Annotated in this window: 12 protein-coding genes; 4 read left to right on the plus strand and 8 right to left on the minus strand. The window is 70.3% G+C overall.

Annotated features, from left to right (window positions below; translation table 11 throughout):
• The first annotated feature begins 110 nt into the window (after positions 1–110).
• On the plus strand, positions 111–1,775 hold the full coding sequence (locus IE264_RS01175; protein WP_373301899.1) for a beta-N-acetylhexosaminidase: 1,665 nt from the start codon (positions 111–113) through the stop codon (positions 1,773–1,775).
• Positions 1,776–1,834: 59 nt separating this feature from the next.
• On the opposite strand, the gene IE264_RS01180 is transcribed toward IE264_RS01175, so the two are convergent.
• The 7 genes from IE264_RS01180 to IE264_RS01210 all read right to left on the minus strand — a co-directional run bounded on the left by IE264_RS01180 (position 1,835) and on the right by IE264_RS01210 (position 10,368).
• Positions 1,835–3,613, minus strand: a complete 1,779-nt coding sequence (locus IE264_RS01180) for an IucA/IucC family protein (protein WP_032758483.1) — start codon at positions 3,611–3,613, stop codon at positions 1,835–1,837.
• A complete protein-coding gene (locus IE264_RS01185) occupies positions 3,610–4,182 on the minus strand; it encodes a GNAT family N-acetyltransferase (RefSeq protein WP_015608699.1) in 573 nt (190 codons plus the stop codon). The genes IE264_RS01180 and IE264_RS01185 overlap by 4 nt, the downstream gene beginning before the upstream one ends.
• The gene (locus IE264_RS01190; protein ID WP_015608698.1) at positions 4,179–5,456 is read right to left on the minus strand and encodes a lysine N(6)-hydroxylase/L-ornithine N(5)-oxygenase family protein; all 1,278 of its coding nucleotides are present in this window, start codon (positions 5,454–5,456) and stop codon (positions 4,179–4,181) included. The genes IE264_RS01185 and IE264_RS01190 overlap by 4 nt, the downstream gene beginning before the upstream one ends.
• Positions 5,440–6,888 carry a pyridoxal phosphate-dependent decarboxylase family protein gene (locus IE264_RS01195; RefSeq protein WP_032758484.1) on the minus strand — a complete coding sequence of 483 codons (1,449 nt, stop codon included), beginning with the start codon at positions 6,886–6,888 and terminating at the stop codon, positions 5,440–5,442. Before IE264_RS01195 ends, IE264_RS01190 begins: the two co-directional genes overlap by 17 nt.
• Positions 6,889–7,077: 189 nt before the next feature.
• On the minus strand, positions 7,078–7,932 hold the full coding sequence (locus IE264_RS01200; protein ID WP_032758485.1) for a siderophore-interacting protein: 855 nt from the start codon (positions 7,930–7,932) through the stop codon (positions 7,078–7,080).
• Between the two features lie 355 nt (positions 7,933–8,287).
• Complete coding sequence (locus IE264_RS01205; RefSeq protein WP_032758486.1) at positions 8,288–8,929, minus strand: GNAT family N-acetyltransferase; 642 nt, start codon at positions 8,927–8,929, stop codon at positions 8,288–8,290.
• Positions 8,926–10,368: an MFS transporter gene (locus IE264_RS01210; protein ID WP_032758564.1), complete on the minus strand. Its 1,443-nt coding sequence runs from the start codon at positions 10,366–10,368 to the stop codon at positions 8,926–8,928. The genes IE264_RS01205 and IE264_RS01210 overlap by 4 nt, the downstream gene beginning before the upstream one ends.
• 213 nt (positions 10,369–10,581) lie before the next feature.
• On the opposite strand from IE264_RS01210, the gene IE264_RS01215 reads away from it, so the two are divergent.
• From IE264_RS01215 to IE264_RS01225, 3 genes are all read left to right on the plus strand, one after another.
• Positions 10,582–11,025 carry a winged helix-turn-helix transcriptional regulator gene (locus tag IE264_RS01215; RefSeq protein WP_032758487.1) on the plus strand — a complete coding sequence of 148 codons (444 nt, stop codon included), beginning with the start codon at positions 10,582–10,584 and terminating at the stop codon, positions 11,023–11,025.
• 223 nt (positions 11,026–11,248) lie between these two features.
• Positions 11,249–15,604, plus strand: coding sequence for a GH92 family glycosyl hydrolase (locus tag IE264_RS01220; protein WP_032758488.1), 4,356 nt, complete (start codon positions 11,249–11,251; stop codon positions 15,602–15,604).
• 336 nt (positions 15,605–15,940) lie between these two features.
• On the plus strand, positions 15,941–16,645 hold the full coding sequence (locus IE264_RS01225) for a putative adhesin (RefSeq protein WP_032758489.1): 705 nt from the start codon (positions 15,941–15,943) through the stop codon (positions 16,643–16,645).
• Positions 16,646–16,727: 82 nt separating this feature from the next.
• On the opposite strand, the gene IE264_RS01230 is transcribed toward IE264_RS01225, so the two are convergent.
• Positions 16,728–17,894, minus strand: coding sequence for an acyl-CoA dehydrogenase family protein (locus IE264_RS01230; protein ID WP_032758490.1), 1,167 nt, complete (start codon positions 17,892–17,894; stop codon positions 16,728–16,730).
• Between the last annotated feature and the right edge of the window lie 3 nt (positions 17,895–17,897).

Genomic DNA, 17,897 nt, shown 5'->3' on the forward strand with positions numbered 1-17,897 from the left:
TGGCCGGGGGCGGCCCCCGGTCCTTGACCCGTCCACGGCTCCGCGATACGCATGGGCGGCGTTCGGTTGCCCGTTGGATCCGCAGGTGGACCCGTCGAAGGGACAGGCTTGTGCGACAGCGACGTACGACCCGGCAGACCCCAGGCACGACCCGGCAGACCGCACCTCCCCGCACGGCCCGGCGCAGACCCCTCCCCGCCCTCCTCGGCACGCTGCTGATCGTCGTGGCGGCCGCCCTCTCCTCCACCGCCGCGACCTCCTCCGTCGCCGCCGCCTCCGCACCCCGCCCCCTCGGGCAGCTGGTGCCCGTCCCCGCGAAGGTGGTGCCGGGCGGCTCCCCGTACGCCATCACCTCCACGACCCCGGTCAGGGTGGCGGGCGGCTCCGGTGAGGTCCGGCGGATCGGGGCGTACCTGGCGGAGCTCCTGCGCCCCGCCACCGGCTACGCGCTGCCCGTGACCGACCGGCCGGGCCCCGGGGGCATCCGGCTGGAGCTGGGCGCCCGGGACCGGTCCCTGGGCGATGAGGGCTACCGGCTGCGCTCCACGCCCGCCGCGCTCACCATCACCGCCCGCACCCCGGCCGGGCTCTTCCACGGCGTCCAGACGCTGCGCCAGCTCCTCCCGGACCGGGTGGAGGCGGACAGCCGGCAGAAGGGGCCCTGGAAGGTCGCGGGGGGCACCATCACCGACGCGCCGCGCTACGGCTACCGGGGCGCGATGCTGGACGTCTCGCGCCACTTCTTCTCGGTCGCCGAGGTGAAGCGGTACATCGACCAGCTCGCCCTCTACAAGGTCAACAAGCTGCACCTGCACCTCTCCGACGACCAGGGCTGGCGGATCGCCGTCGACTCCTGGCCCCGGCTCGCCACCTACGGCGGCTCCACCGAGGTCGGCGGCGGACCCGGCGGGTACTACACGAAGGCGCAGTACCGCGAGATCGTCCGGTACGCCGCCTCCCGCTACCTGGAGGTCGTGCCCGAGATCGACCTGCCCGGCCACACCAACGCCGCCCTCGCCTCCTACGCCGAGCTGAACTGCGACGGGATCGCCCCGCCGCTCTACACCGGCACCACGGTCGGCTTCAGCTCGCTGTGCGTGTCCAAGCCGGTGACGTACGACTTCGTGGACGACGTGCTGCGCGAGGTGGCCGCCCTCACCCCGGGGAAGTACCTCCACATCGGGGGCGACGAGGCGCACGCCACCAGCCATGAGGACTACGTGGCCTTCATGGCGAAGGCCCAGGCGGTGGTCGGGAAGTACGGCAAGACGGTGATGGGCTGGCACCAGCTGACCGGTGCGGTGCCGGCTAAGGGCGCGGTGGCGCAGTACTGGGGGTACGACCGGACGGGCGCCGCCGAGCGCAAGCAGGTGGCGGACGCGGCGAAGGGCGGCACGAAGCTGGTGCTCTCCCCGGCCGACCGGGTCTACCTCGACATGAAGTACACCAAGGACACCCCGCTCGGGCTGAGTTGGGCCGGTCTGGTGGAGGTGCGGAGGTCCTACGACTGGGATCCGGCGACCTACCTGGAGGGGGCTCCGCAGGAGGCCGTCCTCGGGGTGGGGGCGCCGCTCTGGACCGAGACGCTCACCGACAGCACGGAGATCGAGGCGATGGCCTTCCCGCGGCTGCTCGGCGCCGCCGAGATCGGCTGGTCACCTGCGGCGGCCCGGGACTGGGAGACGTACCGGGTGCGGCTGGCCGCCCAGGGGCCGCGGCTGACCGCGCTGGGGATCGACTTCTACCGTTCCCCGCAGGTGGACTGGGGGCCGTGAGGAAAGAGGTGAGCGCCCGGGGGACCGTCCCCGGGCGCTCACCGGTCTGTGACGACCGCTCAGAACTTCGCGATCGGGTTCTTCAGGCGGCCCACCAACTGGAGTGCGCCCGCAGGGTCGTTGAGGTCGACCATCTGCTGGTTGTTGCGCAACTGGAGGCGGTTGAGGCAGGAGAGCGCGAACTCCGGCTCGAACAGGTCGTACTGCTTGAACTTGTCCGCGAGGTAGGGCACCGACTCCTGGTAGCCGCGCACGCACTCGGCGACTGTCCGCCAGAAGGTGTCCTCGTCCAGGACCCCTTCGGTGGCCAGGCCCGCACCCAGGAAGCGGAAGAAGCAGTCGAAGACATCGGTGAAGACCGACAGCAGCTTCATGTCCTCGGGGACCTCGGCGCGGATCCGGTCGACCTTCGGCGGCAGCACCGCGTCCGGGTCCATGACCGCGATCTCCTCGGCGATGTCCTTGAAGATCGTGCGGGTGACGACGCCGTCCTCCACGACCAGGATCACGTTCTCGCCGTGCGGCATGTAGACGAGGTCGTAGGCGTAGAAGCTGTGCAGCACCGGGACGAGGTAGGCGTCCAGGTAGTGCCGCAGCCACACCTGCGGGTCGAGTCCGGACTCCTCGATGAGCGCCCCGGCCACCGAGCGGCCCTCGTGGTCGGTGTGGACCAGGGAGGCCATGGTGGCGACCCGCTCGCCCGGCGCCAGACCGGCGACGGGGCTCTCGCGCCAGAGCGCGGCCAGCATCTTCAGGTAGGGGGAGCCCTTGGCGGTGGCGGCCTCGTACGCCCGGTGGTGGTAGCCGATCGCGGCCCGCTCCCGGATGATCGAGAACCGGGCGGCGGTCAGCAGGCTGTCGCGCTCGATCAGCCCGGCCAGCCAGTCGTTGATGGCGGGTGTGGCCTCCATGTAGGCGGCGGAGAGGCCGCGCATGAAGCCCATGTTCAGGACGGACAGCGCCGTTTTGACGTAGTGCTTCTCGGGGTGGTCGGTGTTGAAGAACGTACGGATCGACTGCTGGGCGAGGTAGGCGTCCTCGCCCTCCCCGAGCACCACCAGATGGCGCTCGGCCAGCTCACCGGCGAAGGTGACGGCGAGCTTGTTCCACCACTGCCAGGGGTGCACGGGCAGCAGGAAGTACGCGTCCGGGTCCAGGTCCAGGGAGCTCAGGGTGGCGGCGAACCGCTCCCGGGTCTCCTCGCTCAGCTCGTCCGCGACCAGCGAGTCGTAGTCGAGACCGGCGCCCGCCGTGAAGGTGGCCCGGTCGCGGCGGGCGGCCAGCCACACCAGCCGGATCGGGGAGGCGGCCTCGGGGGCGTACGCACGGTACTCGTCGACCCCGAAACCGAGCCGGCCGTTGTTGGCCACGAAACAGGGGTGGCCCTCGGTCATCCCGGTCTCGACGGCCTGGAAACCGGCGGCGACGAGCTGCCGGGAGGTGGCCGGTTCCTTGGTGAGTTTGTAGGCGGTTCCGGCCAGGGTGGAGGAGACCTCCTCCAGGTAGACCGGCAGGATCTCCTCGGTCAGCCCGAGTGCGACCCGTAGCTCGATGAAGAACTCCAGCGCGTCGAGCGGCACTTCGGACCCGTGCCGGTGGCGCGTGATCGACCCGGCCTCGATCTGCCAGTGGTCCAGGGCGAAGAGGCGTGCGGTGAAACGGTACTCCGTCCCCGCGTCGTCGCTACGGAGGGTGTAGCGGCCCTCGCCGACGGGAACGGGGGTGAGAAGTCGTTCGTGGCTGAATTCCGCCAGTGCTTTGCGTACCAGCAGTCGGTTTGCGGTGGCCCAGCGGTCCGGGGAGAGGTGGGCGACGCTGTCGGTGAGGGCGGTCGTCATCGGTCGGTTCCTCCGGTTGCTGCTTCGAACTGCTCGCGGGTGCAGGCGCTGAGCAGTGCGTCCTTCTCCGGTTTGGCGATCTCCCGCAGCACCTCGAAGCCGACGGCCTTGTTGAGGGCCTGGACGGCGCTGTTGGTGACGTCGGGCTCGACGACGACCCGGCGCACCGCCGGGTCGGTGAAGAGGAAATCCATCACGGCGGTGATCACGGCCCGGGTGAAGCCGTGCACGGGGGTGTCGGTCGGCGCGACCAGGAAGTGCATCCCGACATCGCCGGGCTCCGCCTCGTACAGGCCCTTCAGCTCGACCTCGGTGGGGTCGTACCGCTCGATGAGGAAGGCGGGCTCGCCGTCGTGCAGGCCGATGAACGCGTCATGGTGCGGGTGGGCGGCGATCGCCATGTACTCCCGCTCCACGTCCTGGAGTTTCGCCCCGCCCATCAGCCAGAACGCGGCCTTGGGGTGGGTCACCCAGCCGTGCACCAGCTCGGCGTCGGCGAGGGGGTCGAGGGGGCGGACGGTGAACGTGCCGGGTTTTCCCGGGGTTTCTTCGCTGTGGGGCTGGTTCATATCGCGAACTCCTGGAAGGCGATGGACTTCTCGACCGGGTAGTACTCACGGCCGAGCAGTTCGCCGATGATGTACGCGTTGCGGTAGGCGCCCATGCCCAGGTCGGGCGAGGTGATCGAGTGGGTGTGCACCCCGGCGTTCTGCAGGAAGATCCCGCGCCCGGTGGTGTCGATGCTGTAGTTGCGGGCCACGTCGAAGCGGCCCCGGCTGTCGTGGCGCAGCCGGCCCTCGACGGGCGCCAGGAACGCGGGCGCCTCGTAGCGGTAGCCGGTGGCGAGGATGAGGCCCTCGGTGGTGAGCTCGTACTCCTTGCCCTGCTCCTCCTGGCGCAGCCCCAGGCTGTACGCGCCGCCCTCCTCGTCGTAACGCGCGCTGAGCAGCGCCGAGTTGGTGAGCAGCCGGGTCGGGACCGGGCCGGGCAGGTTCTTCTGGTAGAGCAGGTCGAAGATCGCGTCGATCAGCTCCCCGTCGATGCCCTTGAACAGCCCCTTCTGCCCGGTCTCCAGCCGGTAGCGGGTCTCCTCGGGCAGCGCGTGGAAGTAGTCGATGTACTCCGGGGAGGTCATCTCCAGCGTGAGCTTGGTGTACTCCAGCGGGAAGAACCGCGGGGAGCGGGTCACCCAGTTGAGCCGGTAGCCGTACGTGTCGATCTCGGAGAGCAGGTCGTAGTAGATCTCCGCCGCGCTCTGCCCGCTGCCGACCAGGGTGATCGACTTCTTCTTCTGGAGCTCGGCTTTCCCCTCCAGATAACGGGAGTTGTGCAGGAAGTCCCCGCCGAGGCCGTGGCACGCCTCGGGGATGTACGGCGGGGTTCCGGTGCCGAGGACCAGGTGCCGGGAGCGCAGGACGGTCCCGGCGGCGGTGGTCACGGTGTAGAGCTCGCTGCCCTCGTCGTACGTCACCGCCTCCACGGTCTCGTTGAACCGGATGCTGCTCAGTCTGGCGGCGGCCCAGCGGCAGTAGTCGTTGTACTCGGTCCGCAGCGGGTAGAAGTTCTCCCGGATGTAGAACGAGTAGAGCCTGCCGCGCTCCTTCAGGTAGTTGAGGAACGAGTACGGCGAGGTCGGGTCGGCCATGGTGACCAGGTCCGACATGAACGGCGTCTGGAGATGGGCCCCTTCGAGGAACATCCCGGAGTGCCACTCGAAGTCCGGCTTGGACTCCAGGAAGACACCGTTCAGTTCGTCGATCGGCTCGGTCAGGCAGGCCAGTCCGAGATTGAACGGGCCGAGCCCGATCCCGATGAAGTCGTGGGGCTCAGGAAGCGCGGACAAGGGAGTCTCCCAGGTACTGCTCGGCGTGGCCGGAGATCAGGTCGAGGACCGCGGCGATGTCGTCCACGGTCGTTTCGGGGTTGAGGAGGGTGAACTTCAGGTACTGGCGGGCGCCGACCTTGGTGCCCGCGACGATCGCCTCACCGGAGGCGAACAGGGCCTTGCGGGCGTAGAGGTTGGCGCGGTCGATCTGGTCCGGGGAGGTGACGCCGGACGGGATGTGGCGGAAGACGAGTGTGGAGAGCTGCGGCTGGACCACCACGTCGAAGCGCGGGTCGGCGGCGAGCAGCTTCCACCCCTCGGCGGCCAGGTCGCAGACCTCGTCGAAGAGTTCGCCGATGCCGTCCGCGCCCATGACGCGCAGCGTCATCCACAGCTTGAGGGCGTCGAACCGGCGGGTCGTCTGGAGGGACTTGTCGACCTGGTTGGGTATCCGCTCCTCGGCCATCCGGCGCGGGTTCAGATACTCCGCGTGGTACAGGGCGTGGCGCAGGGTCGCCCGGTCGCGGACCAGGACGGCGGAGGAACTCACCGGCTGGAAGAAGGACTTGTGGTAGTCGACGGTGACCGAGTCGGCGTGCGCGATGCCTTCGAGGAGGCCGCGGCGCTCACGGGAGGCCAGCAGACCGCAGCCGTACGCGGCGTCCACGTGCATCCAGGTGGCGAACTGCTCGCAGAGCGCGGCGATCTCGGGCAGCGGGTCGATGGAGCCGAAGTCCGTGGTGCCGGCGGTGGCGACGACGGCCATCGGGACGGCGCCCTCGGCGACGCACTGCTCCAGGGCGTGGGCGAGGGCCACGGCCTGCATGCGCTTGTTGCTGTCGACGGGGACGGAGATCACCGCGTCCGGGCCGAGGCCGAGCAGTTTGGCGGACTTCTGCACGCTGAAGTGGCTGCACTCGGAGGTGAGGATCCGCAGCCGGGTGTAGTGCTCGGGCCGGACCTTGGCCTCTTCGCGGGCCAGCAGCAGGGCCTGGAGGTTGGACTGCGTACCGCCGCTGGTGAAGATGCCGTCGGCGGCCGGTCCGAGGCCGATGCGCTCGGTGGTCCAGTCGATCAGCCGGCGCTCGATGAGGGTGCCGCCCGCGCTCTGGTCCCAGGTGTCCAGGGAGGAGTTGATCGCGGAGAGCACCGCCTCGCCGAGGACGGCCGGGATGACGACCGGGCAGTTGAGGTGGCCCAGGTAACGGGGGTGGTGGAAGTAGACGGCGTCGCGGAGATAGACCTCGCCGAGCTCGTCCAGGGCGGCGGTGGCATCGCCCAGCGGCCGGTCGAGGTCGATCGCGTCGACGACGGGGGAGAGCTCGTCGACGCCGACTCCGCTGAAGGGGCGGTCGGTGGCGGCGATTTTGGCCGCGACCCGTTCCACTCCTGCGGTGACGGTACGCCGGTACTGCTCCGCAGTCGTGTTGTTGAGCAGGTGCGAACGCATGAAGGGGTCCTCCCGGGTGAGGGGAACTTCATCGAGTCCCTCCGGGCAGGGGAAGGGGGGACGAGGGACGCGATGTCGAAGTGAGGTTAGCCTAACCTAACTCGATCACCGGCTCTTCCCGGGCCTTGGTGGTGCGGAAGTTGTCCGCTTTGATTCACTTTTGGGGTGCCCCTGTGTGCGTGCGTGTGGCTAGTCCCCGGCCCGGGCGAGTGTCTCCGCCCGCAGCTGCTCCTCGCTGAGCCCGCGCCGCCAGTACCCGACGAAGGTGACCCGCTTGCGGTCGAAGCCGCGCTCCTGGACCAGGTGGCGGCGGAGCGCCCGCACCTCGGACGACTCGCCCGCGATCCAGACGTACGGGGTGCCCTCGGGGAGCTCGGCGGCGCGCACGGCCTCCATGGCGGGCAGGGCCCCCTCGCTCCGGACGAGCCAGCTGATCCGGGCCTTGGCCGCGGTGTTGAGGGCCTGCCGGTCCTCCGTCTTCGGCACCTCCAGCCAGACCCGGGCGGGCATCCCCGCGGGGAGCCACTCCAGGGCGGCGGACGCGGCGGGCAGAGCCGTCTCGTCGGCCCAGATGAGGACCCAGTCGGTGTCCTTCGGCGGCCGGAAGCGCACGGAGGTGTTGTCCTCGACCGCGGGGCCCAGCACCTTGAGCGGGTCGCCCGCCGCGGCCATGAGTGCCCAGCGGGAGGCCGGGCCGCCGTCACCGTGGAGCGCGAAGTCGATGTCCACCTCGGTGGAGCCGTCGGCCTTCACGCGCTGGGCCCGCACGGCGTACGACCGCATCACCGCCCGTACGTCCTCGGGCAGCGCCCGCCATTTCGGGTACCAGGCCCCGTCCTCGCCCTCGGGCACCACGGCCTCGCGCTGCCCGGGGTGCGGCAGGAAGATCGACAGGCTCTGGTCGCGGCCCCCGGCGCTGAACCCCTCGGCCCCGGGCCCGCCCAGGGTGATCCGGAGCATGGAGGGGCCGAGCCGCCTGACCCGCAGGACGGTCAGGTCGAAGAACCGGAACGGGGCGACATGGGGCACGGCGGCAGTCGTCAACGGGGCTCCTCCGGGGCGGGCCGGGAGCGGCGGGCGGACGGGCCCGGCTCCGGCGACGGCAGTCCGAAGGAAGGTTAGCCTAACCTTGGTTAGCGGTCACGATGTTGGGAGAGCCCTGGTCGCGAGTGTCGCCCCACCGGAAGGCCGGGGGCGGGCCCACCGGAAGGCCGGGGGCGGGCGCGCCCCCATGGCGCCCGCCCCCGGCCCACCTCCCGTGGCGCCTATTGCCCGGCCCGCCTTCCAGGGCGCCTGCTCCCCGGCCGACCTCCCATGGCGCCCGCCCCCGGTCCGCCTCCCGTGGCGCCTGCTCCCCGGCCCGCCTCCTATAGCCCTGGCCCTGCCCTCCCCGGGGCCCTCAGGCCCCGAAGTCGGCGCGGCAGGCGTCGAGTCCTTCCACGGTGACGTCGACGCTGCGGTGCTTCTCCCACCCGGCCCGGTCCAGCCGCAGCCGTTGCAGGGTGGTGGCCGTCCCGCGGATCACCTGGACCTGGAGGCCGTCGGGTTCGTACCCGAGCCGCCGCGAGACGCCCAGCGAGCCGCCGTTGTCCGTCCTGGCCTCGGAGACCGCGTACCGGGCGCCGAGCCCCTCGAAGGCCAGATGGAGGGCGGCGGCCCGCATCTCCGTCCCGATGCCCCGCCCCTGGTGGGCGAGGCCCAGCCACGACCCGGTCACCGCCTCGCGCCGTACACCGAACTCCCGGCCCATCACGTCCTGCCGTCCCACGACCTCGCCCTCGTGGAGGACGGCCAGGGAGAGGTGCCACTCCTGGGCCGTCCATCCGGCGATGGTGCTCAGCACGTGCTGGTAGGTGGCCCGGCCGACCTCGGCGGGCTCACCGTCGGTCCACGGCACGGTGAACGGCATCGTGTCCGGGGCGTGCACCCCGCCGGCGCCGACCGAGGCCAGCTCGTCGAGGAGCGCCTCGTCGGGCAGCCGCAGTTCCAGGCGGGGTGTACGGATCCGGAGCCCGTGGAGGGGCCAGTATCGGTGGTTCATGCAGGGACTTTGCCCGACGGCCGGTCGGCCTGTCGAACGGATTCCGGGGAGGAGGGGACCCCGGCCCCGGACCGGCTGCCCGGCCGGCGCCGCAGCCCGAAGGCGCTGACGGCGGCGGCGATCAGGGCGGCGGCCAGCGGGACGAAGAGCGCCGCCCGGTAGCCGTCGAGCAGGGCAGCCGGTGTAGTTCCTTCGGTGGCAGCGATGTTGACGGCGGCGACGGAGGACAGGCCGATCGCGGCACCGAACTGGAAGGAGGTGTAGAGCAGCCCGCCCGCGACGCCCTGCTCCTCCTCGGCGATGCCGTCGGTGGCCGTGATCGTCAGCGGACCGTACGCCAGTGAGAAGGCCACACCGAGCATGACCAGGCTCGGGAGCATCGCGAGGTAGGTCCGGTCCGCGCCGAGCGGCAGGAACAGCGCGTACGCGAGGGAGGCGAGGAGCAGTCCGCCGAAGATGACCCGTGCGTTGCCGAACCTCGCCACGAGCTTGGGGGTGAGCAGCGGGGAGAGGACCGCGTCCACGCCGATGACGATCAGGGCGAAGCTCGTCTGGAGGGACGACCAGCCTCGCAGCTCCTGCAGATAGAGCACGGCGATGAACTGGAAGCCGAAGAAGCCCGCGGCGAAGAGCAGCCCCGACACGTTGGCGCGGACCAGCGACCCGTTGCGGAAGATGCCCAGGCGCACCAGCGGCGAGGCCGAGCGGCGCTCGATGAGGACGAACGCGAGGAAGAGCAGGAGCGCGGTGCCGATCGTGGCCGTTGTCCAGGCGGCCGAGGTGTGTGTGGCCCGCTCGACGCCGAAGACGAGGAGCAGGATGCCGAGGGTGACGGTGACCGCTCCGGCCAGGTCGACCCCCTGCCCGGTGCGGTCGGGACGCGGCGACTTGGGGACGAGCCGCAGTGCGGCGAGCAGGATGCCGAACGAGAGGATGACCGGGGCGAAGAACACCCAGCGCCAGTCGACGGCGGAGAGCAGACCGCCGACGACCAGCCCGATGGAGAAGCCGCCCGCCGCGGTGCCGGAGTAGACGAGCAGGGCTTTGTTGCGCTGCGGCCCCTCCGGGAAGCCGGTGGTGATGATCGACAGACCGGCCGGGGTCATGAAGGCGGCGGCGATGCCCGTCACGAACCGGGCGAGGATCAGCATCCACCCTTCGGTGGCGAGTCCGCCGAGACCGGAGAAGAGGAGGAAGACCACCAGCCAGAGGATGAACATCCGCCGGCGCCCGAACAGGTCGGCCGCCCGGCCGCCCAGCAGCATGAAGCCGCCGTAGCCGAGGACGTACGCACTCATCACCCACTGGAGGGTGCCGGTGGACAGCCCCAGGTCGGCGCGGATCGCGGGCAGGGCCACGTTCAGCATGGCCACGTCGATGCCTTCGAGGAAGATCGCACCGCAGAGCACGAGCAGCACACCCCACGCGCGGCCGGTCATGCGGTCGGTGCCGCTGCTCGAAGGGGAGGGTGGTGTGGACACGGGACTTCTCCTTGGACGAGGAAGAGGGCATGGCGAACCGCTGCAACAGCGGTCCGGAGTAAGGGATTCGAGGGGAGCGGCGCTCAATCCGCGCGGATCGAACGTGAGTTACCGAAGTGCTGGTCGGTTCCCTCTTGTAACCACTCGAAGCATGCGGCACTGTGGGGGACCATGGAAGAAGGCACTTCGAAGTCACCGAGTCACTGCGGCGATACCGGCGACGAGCAGGACTTCGACATCAGTCAGTGGGACGTCCGCGAGGGCTGCGAGGTGCGGCAGATCCTCGACCGCGTCGCGGACAAGTGGTCGCTGCTCGCCATAGCGCACCTGGAGCGCCGGACGCTGCGCTTCTCCGAGCTGCGCCGCCTGATCGACGGCATCAGCCAGCGCATGCTGACGGTGACCCTGCGCCAGCTCGAACGCGACGGCCTGGTGCGGCGCACGGTCTATCCGGTGGTCCCGCCGCGCGTGGAGTACGAGCTGACGCCGATGGGCGCGACCCTGCACACGACGATCCGGACCCTGGTCGACTGGACCGAGGGCCACCAGCAGGAGATCGCCAGGGCGCGCGCGGAGTACGACAGCCGCCAGGCCGCGGAGACGCCTGTCGTCTGAGGGGGTGCGGCCCCTACGGCATCGCCATCGGCTCCGGGGCGCGGCCTCGCGGGACACGGGCTGTTGCCCAGCTCTTCCCCTGGCGGCCCGCTGCGGGAAAACTGTGCCGAGCACTGTGGTGCCTGCGCCCGGACGGGGGATGGACAACGTTGTCATACGTTCTGTCCGCCCCCTTCCCCGGGTCGGCGATCCACGCCTTCCGTCTGCCCCGAGAGGACCGCTCATGCGGGAACCCACCGCCGCCGAACGCCCGGCACCACGCAGGAGACGGGCCCGGCTGCGTGCCGTCGCCGTGGCCGCGCTCACGTCCGGCGCGCTCGTAGCCGGCCTCACACCGGCCACCGCCACAGCCACCACCGCCGCCACGGATGTCGCCCCGCGCGCCTCGGCCATCAGCCCGTACGACGCGGTCGACCCGTTCATCGGCACGGAGTTGGACCCGGCCCAGAACAAGGGCAACAGCGCGTACGGCAACACCTGGCCGGGCGCGACGACCCCGTTCGGCATGGTCCAGTCGAGCCCGACGACGTACCGCTCGTCGGACGGGGACCAGAAGGGCGGTTACGAGTACAGCGCCGACAAGATCCGCGGCTTCGGGATGACCCGGCTGTCCGGCACCGGCTGCGAGGGCCGGTTCAGCGCCTTCGACTTCCCGGTGCTCCCGTACACCGGTCCGCTCGACGGGGGCGCGCTGCCGACCAGCCCCGGCACGAAGATCGACCCGTACTACCTGGACTTCGACCACCGCGACGAGACGGCCGCCCCCGGCCACTACACGGTCGGCCTCGGCAACGGCGTGGAGACGGAGCTGACCGCGACCACCCGAACCGCCGTCAACCGGTACGAGTTCCCGGCCCGCAAGGACTCCTCGACGCTGATCCTGGACGTGGCGGGCTCCAACAACCGGGTCTTCGACAGCGAGGTCACGGTCGAGGGCCGCACGGTCAGCGGCTGGGTCGAGACGGCGTCGGTGTGCGACGAGGGCGGCCGGTACCGCGCCTACTTCTCCTCTACCTTCGACCGTGCGTTCACCTCGTACGGCACCTGGCAGGGCGGCGCGGTCACCCCGGGCGCGGCGACCGCGCGCGGCGGTGCGGCCAAGCACGGCTCGGGGGCGTACCTCGTCTTCCCGAAGGGCGCGACGGTCACCGCGCGGACCGGGCTCAGCTACGTCAGCGTGGCGAACGCGGCCCGCAACGCGGAGGAGGAGACCGGTGGCCGGAGCTTCGACCAGGTCCGCAGGTCGACCGCGCAGGTCTGGAAGGACACGCTGTCCACGGTGAAGGCCACCGGAGGCACGAAGCCGGAGCGCGTGAAGTTCTACACGGCGCTCTACCACTCCCTCCTCCACCCGAACACCGCCGATGACGTGAACGGCCAGTACCCGGGCCACGACGGCAAGGTCCGCAAGGTGGCGCCCGGCCGGCACCACTACGTCACGTACGCGGGCTGGGACATGTACCGGGGGCAGGCGCAGCTCATCGCGCTGCTCTTCCCGAAGGTCGGCTCCGACATCAACCAGTCGCTGGTGGACCTGGTGAAGCAGACGGGCGCCTGGCCCAACTGGCCGCACCTGAACCAGTCGCAGCAGAAGATGAGCGGTGACTCGCTCCAGGTGGTGCTGTCCTCCATCGACGCGTTCGGCAGCGTGGACTACGACCGCAAGGCGGCGCTCGCATCGATGCGGAAGACGCAGCAGCTGCCCGCGGACACGACCAAGCGGGCACACGCACAGCAGTACTTCAGCGCAGGGTTCATCGACAACGGCAAGGGCGACTCGGCCACATCCAAGACCCTTGAGTACGCGATCGACGACTTCGCGATAGCCCAACTGGCCGACAGGCTGGGCGAGAAGAAGACCCACGAGCAGTTCATGGTGCGGGCGCAGAACTGGCAGAACCTGCTCGACCCGGAGACGGACCGCATCCGCCCGCGCGGCCGCAACGGCTTCGACCGCTCCTTCAACCTCGGTGAGCGCGGGAACCAGTTCGAGCAGGCGACCGGCTACCAGTACGGCTGGATGGTCCCGCAGAACATCGGCACGCTGATCGAGAAGCGCGGCGGCATCGAGCCGGTCACGCGCGACCTGGACGAGCACACCAAGGCCCTGGACGCGGGCGTCTACAACACCACGGGCGCCTACCTCTCCAACCAGCCGAGCTTCTCGATGCCGTACGTCTACAACTGGCTGCGCCAGCCGCACCGGACGTCGGAGGTGCTGCGCCGGGCGACGGACGAGATGTACGGCGCGACCCCGTCGGGCCTGCCGGGCAACGACGACCTGGGGTCGCTGAGCTCCTGGTACGTGTGGGCGAACCTGGGGATGAACCCCACGGTGTACGGCACGGCGAACCTGGTGCTCAGCTCACCGATGTTCGACAGGATCACGATCGACAGCGCGGACAGCGACCGCCGGATCACGGTCAAGGCGGCGGGAGCGGCGGCCGACAAGCCCTACATCACGGGCCTGAAGGTCAATGGGAAGTCCACCACCAGGTCCTGGCTGAACGAGGACTTCGCGCGGGCGGGCGGCGAGCTGACGTTCACGATGGGCGCGACCCCTGCGACCTGGGGTACGGGAGCGGCCGACGTACCGCCGTCGTACACGGAGGGCTCCGACGCCCGCAACAACATCGGCTCGACCCCCGACGGTCAGGGCAAGCTCGGCTCGCTCGACCTCAGCGACAACTCCCTCTCCCGCGAGAAGCTGGCGGCGGCGGGCGCGACCCCCGGCGCGAAGCTGCCGCTGGGCGACACGGGAGCCACGTTCACCTGGCCGAAGACCGAGGCGGGCGAGCCGGACAACTGGATCCCGCACGGCCAGCGGATCGACCTCACGGCCCGGGGCGGCAAGGGGATCAAGGCGACGGGCATCTCCTTCCTCGGCCTGGCGACCAACGGCCCGTCCCAGGGTCTGGCGTCGGTGGAGTACGAGGACGGCTCGACGCAGAACGTGGCGGTGCAGTTCACCGACTGGACGCCCGGCACCAACTACCTCTACGGCAATGCCCCGTTGGTGGCCACGGAGGGCCGCAACAAGGTGAACGGCACGTCGGACACCACCCGCACGGTGGTCTTCGGCACGGTCCCGCAGGTGCTGGACGGAAAGAAGCGCGTGAAGTCGGTGGTCCTGCCGCAGGGCACGGACCGGGGCATCATGCACGTCTTCGACGTGGCCCTGACGACCAACCCGGACCTGAAGGCGCCGGGCGTCATCCCGGAGCGCATAGTCCTCACCCCGACCACCACGCCCTCCACCTCCCAGGCGGTGACGTGGCGGACGGGCAGCGGCACGACACAGGGGGAGGCGCAGTACCGTCAGGCGGGCTCCAACTCGGCCTGGAGAAAGGCGAAGGCAACCACGAACGAGGAACTTCTGAGCAACGGCATCCCCACGCGCACGCACTCGGCGGTGATGGACCGGCTGAAGCCGGGGACGGCGTACGAGTACCAGGTGGGCCACGCCGGCAAGTTGAGCGGGCGGTACACCTTCACCTCGGCCGGGAAGCCGGGCGAGGAGTTCACCTTCCTCTACTTCGGCGACGCCCAGAACGACCTGAAGGCGAAGTGGGCCCCGGTCGTCGACCAGGCGTACAAGCGCTTCCCGCAGGCGATCGGCAGCGTCAACGCCGGTGACCTGGTGGACTCGGGCGGCAACGACGGCCTGTGGGACGAGTGGTTCGGCGCCATGAACGGCCACAGCCAGACGACCAATGTGATCGCGGCACCGGGGAACCACGAGTACAACGCGGACCTGTTCCTGAAGACGTGGAAGTCGACGTTCGCCTACCCGGCCAACGGCCCCACCGCCGTACCGGCAAAGAACGACAGCGGGGCGGAGCGCCAACGGGCGGCCTACGAGGCCCACATGGCGAAGTCCATCACGGAGACGGCGTACTACACGGACTACCAGAACGTCCGCTTCATCACCCTCAACGCGAGCACGCACGACGCACGCGAGCTGATGACCCCGCCGAACCTCCCGTCCTGCTCGGTCGACTGCCCGGACCCGCAGAAGCTCTGGCTGGACCTCCAGGCCCGCTGGCTCGACCAGATCCTGGCGAACAACCCCAACAAGTGGTCGGTGGCCACCTTCCACCAGCCGGTCTTCTCGGCAGCGGTCGGCCGCGACGAGAAGCCGATCCGTGACGCCTGGCTCCCGGTCTTCCAGCGCCACGACATCGACCTGGTCCTGATGGGCCACGACCACGTCTACGCCCGCGGCTACGTCAACGCGGACGCGACGGACACCCCGGGCGTGACGACGGGCCCGGTCTACGCAGTCGCGATGGCGGGCCCGAAGTACTACGAGCTGTCCCCGGCCGACGACAACGTCTGGACCCGCAACGGCGCCACGCAGGTGGCCCGCGCGGCCCACACGTCGACGTTCCAGGGCATCACGGTCTCGAAGGACACGATCCGCTACGAGGCGGTCATCGGCGCCAAGTGGGATGACAGGTCGACGACGGACAAGGAGGTGGGGGAGACCCTGGACGCGTTCACGATCACGAAGAGCGAGGCCGGCGTGAAGTACGTGACGGAGGAGGGGGTGGCGGTGCCGCCGGCCGCACGGCGGTAGGGCTGCTGGTCGACCGTTGCCGGGTCCGTACGGCAGGAGCTGGGGACTCTCTCCGCCGTACGGCCCCCGGGCCCGCAGGGTGCCGCCCCCGGTGGCCCGAGAGGGCAAGGGACACTGTCCCCGACCACCGCCCCGGCGCTCTGCCGCCGTCGGTCCGGGCGCCCTAGTGTTGATCCCTTCCCGCGCCCCTCCGCGTGGATTCCGTACCGAAGGGAGTGGCTCATGCACACGCGTGAAGAGGCGGAAGAGGGCCACCGATCGCTCAGGCTCCTGCAGCCGGGGACTCGCGCGGCTTCCACGCCACCCGCATCGGTGCAGGAGACCGGAGGCCGGCTGATGGAGCTGCAGCGCTCGGCCGGGAACGCCGCCGTGTGCCGCATGCTCGACAGCCGGGCGGCGCTGCCGGTGCAGCGGATGCCGGGGGAGGACACCGGGGAGCCGGAAGCGAGCACGAGCAGCCGGAGCACCACCGTGATCAGCGGGCACGGCCGGTTCGGCGACAACCAGCGCCTGCCCAAGAACCCCGACAACCCGCGCAGCCGCGCGCTCAAGGCGACCTTCACCGTGCCGGAGGGCATCGAGCTGATCGTCTACGCCCCGCCGGGTGCCTGGCTGGAGAACGAGGTGGCGAAGCTCGTGGAGTCCGGCGAGCCGCCGGCCGCGGACAACCTCGAACTGGTCGGCCCCAACAACAAGCGCAAGCCGATGCCCGACGGGTTTCCCAAGACCTACACGGCGGGCCAGGAGGTCATCAACTACAAGCTGATGCCTCTGGAGGCCAAGCATCTGGCCGAGGGCGCGACCTCGGTGGAGGGCGGCACCCTGCGGGACAAGGTGGCCGACCTCGCCGACGCCCATCAGGCGCAGGGGAACGACGAAGCCCCCTTGACCGTGCACTACGCCTGTTGCGGCGTGGGCTCCTCCAGCATCCCGGAGATCGAGCGGCTCTTCGAGCACCGTAACTACACGGTCATGCTCCGCACGACGTCCCCGTCCCCCTCCCCGGAACCGGAGAAGCCGACCAAGCGCCGCAAGAAGTAAGGCGGGGTGGGAGTGGCCCCCGGCCGCCGTGAACCAGTCCACGGCGGCCGGTGCGGAAGCGATCGGGACCGCGGGCCGCGACTCAGGCCGGCAGCCCCAACTCCCGTGCGATCAGCATCCGCTGGACCTCCGACGTCCCCTCGCCGATCTCCAGGATCTTCGAGTCGCGCCACATCCGCGCCACCGGGTACTCGTTCATGAAGCCGTAGCCGCCGTGGATCTGTGTCGCCTCGCGGGCGTTGTCCACCGCGACCGTCGACGAGTACAGCTTCGCGATCGCCGCCTCCTTCTTGAACGGTTCGCCCGCCACCAGCCGCGAAGCCGCGTCGCGCCAGCCCACGCGGGCCATGTGGGCGCGCATCTCCATGTCGGCGATCTTGAACTGGATCGCCTGGTTGGCGCCGATCGGCCTGCCGAAGGCGTGGCGCTCGGCCGCGTACTTCACCGACTCGTCCACGCAGCCCTGCGCCAGGCCCGTGGCCAGGGCCGAGATCGCGACCCGGCCCTCGTCCAGGATCCTCAGGAACTGCGCGTAGCCCCGGCCCTCCTCGCCCAACAGGTTCGCCGCCGGGACGCGGACGTCGGTGAAGGACAGTTCGCGGGTGTCCGAGGCGTTCCAGCCGACCTTGGAGTACGGGGCCGCGACCGTGAAGCCGGGGGTGCCGGAGGGGACGATGATCGCCGAGATCCGGGGGCGGCCGTCCTCCTTGCGGCCCGTCACGGCCGTTACAGTCACCAACTCCGTAATGTCCGTGCCCGAGTTGGTGATGAAGCACTTCGAGCCGTTGATGACCCACTCGTCTCTCGCCTCGTCCAGCACCGCCGTCGTCCGCGTGCCGCCCGCGTCCGAGCCGCCGTCCGGCTCGGTCAGGCCGAACGCGCCCAGCGCCTCGCCCGCACAGAGCTTCGGCAGCCACTGCCGCTTCTGCTCCTCCGTGCCGAAGAGGTGGAGCGGCATCGCGCCCAGCGAGACCCCGGCCTCCAGCGTGATCGCCACCGAGGAGTCGACCCGGGCCAGCTCCTCCAGGGCGATCCCGAGCGCGAGGTAGTCGCCGCCCATCCCGCCGTACTCCTCCGGGAACGGCAGCCCGAACAGGCCCATCCGACCCATCTCGCGCACGATCTCGTACGGGAATTCATGGCGCTCGTAGAAGTCGCCGATCTTCGGCGCGACCACGTCGTGCGCGAACGCCTCTACCGTGCGGCGCAGTTCCTCGTGCTCGGCGGTCAGCCGGTGGTCCAGGGACATGGT

The organism is Streptomyces microflavus (genome assembly GCF_014650075.1).
Lineage (GTDB): Bacteria > Actinomycetota > Actinomycetes > Streptomycetales > Streptomycetaceae > Streptomyces > Streptomyces microflavus.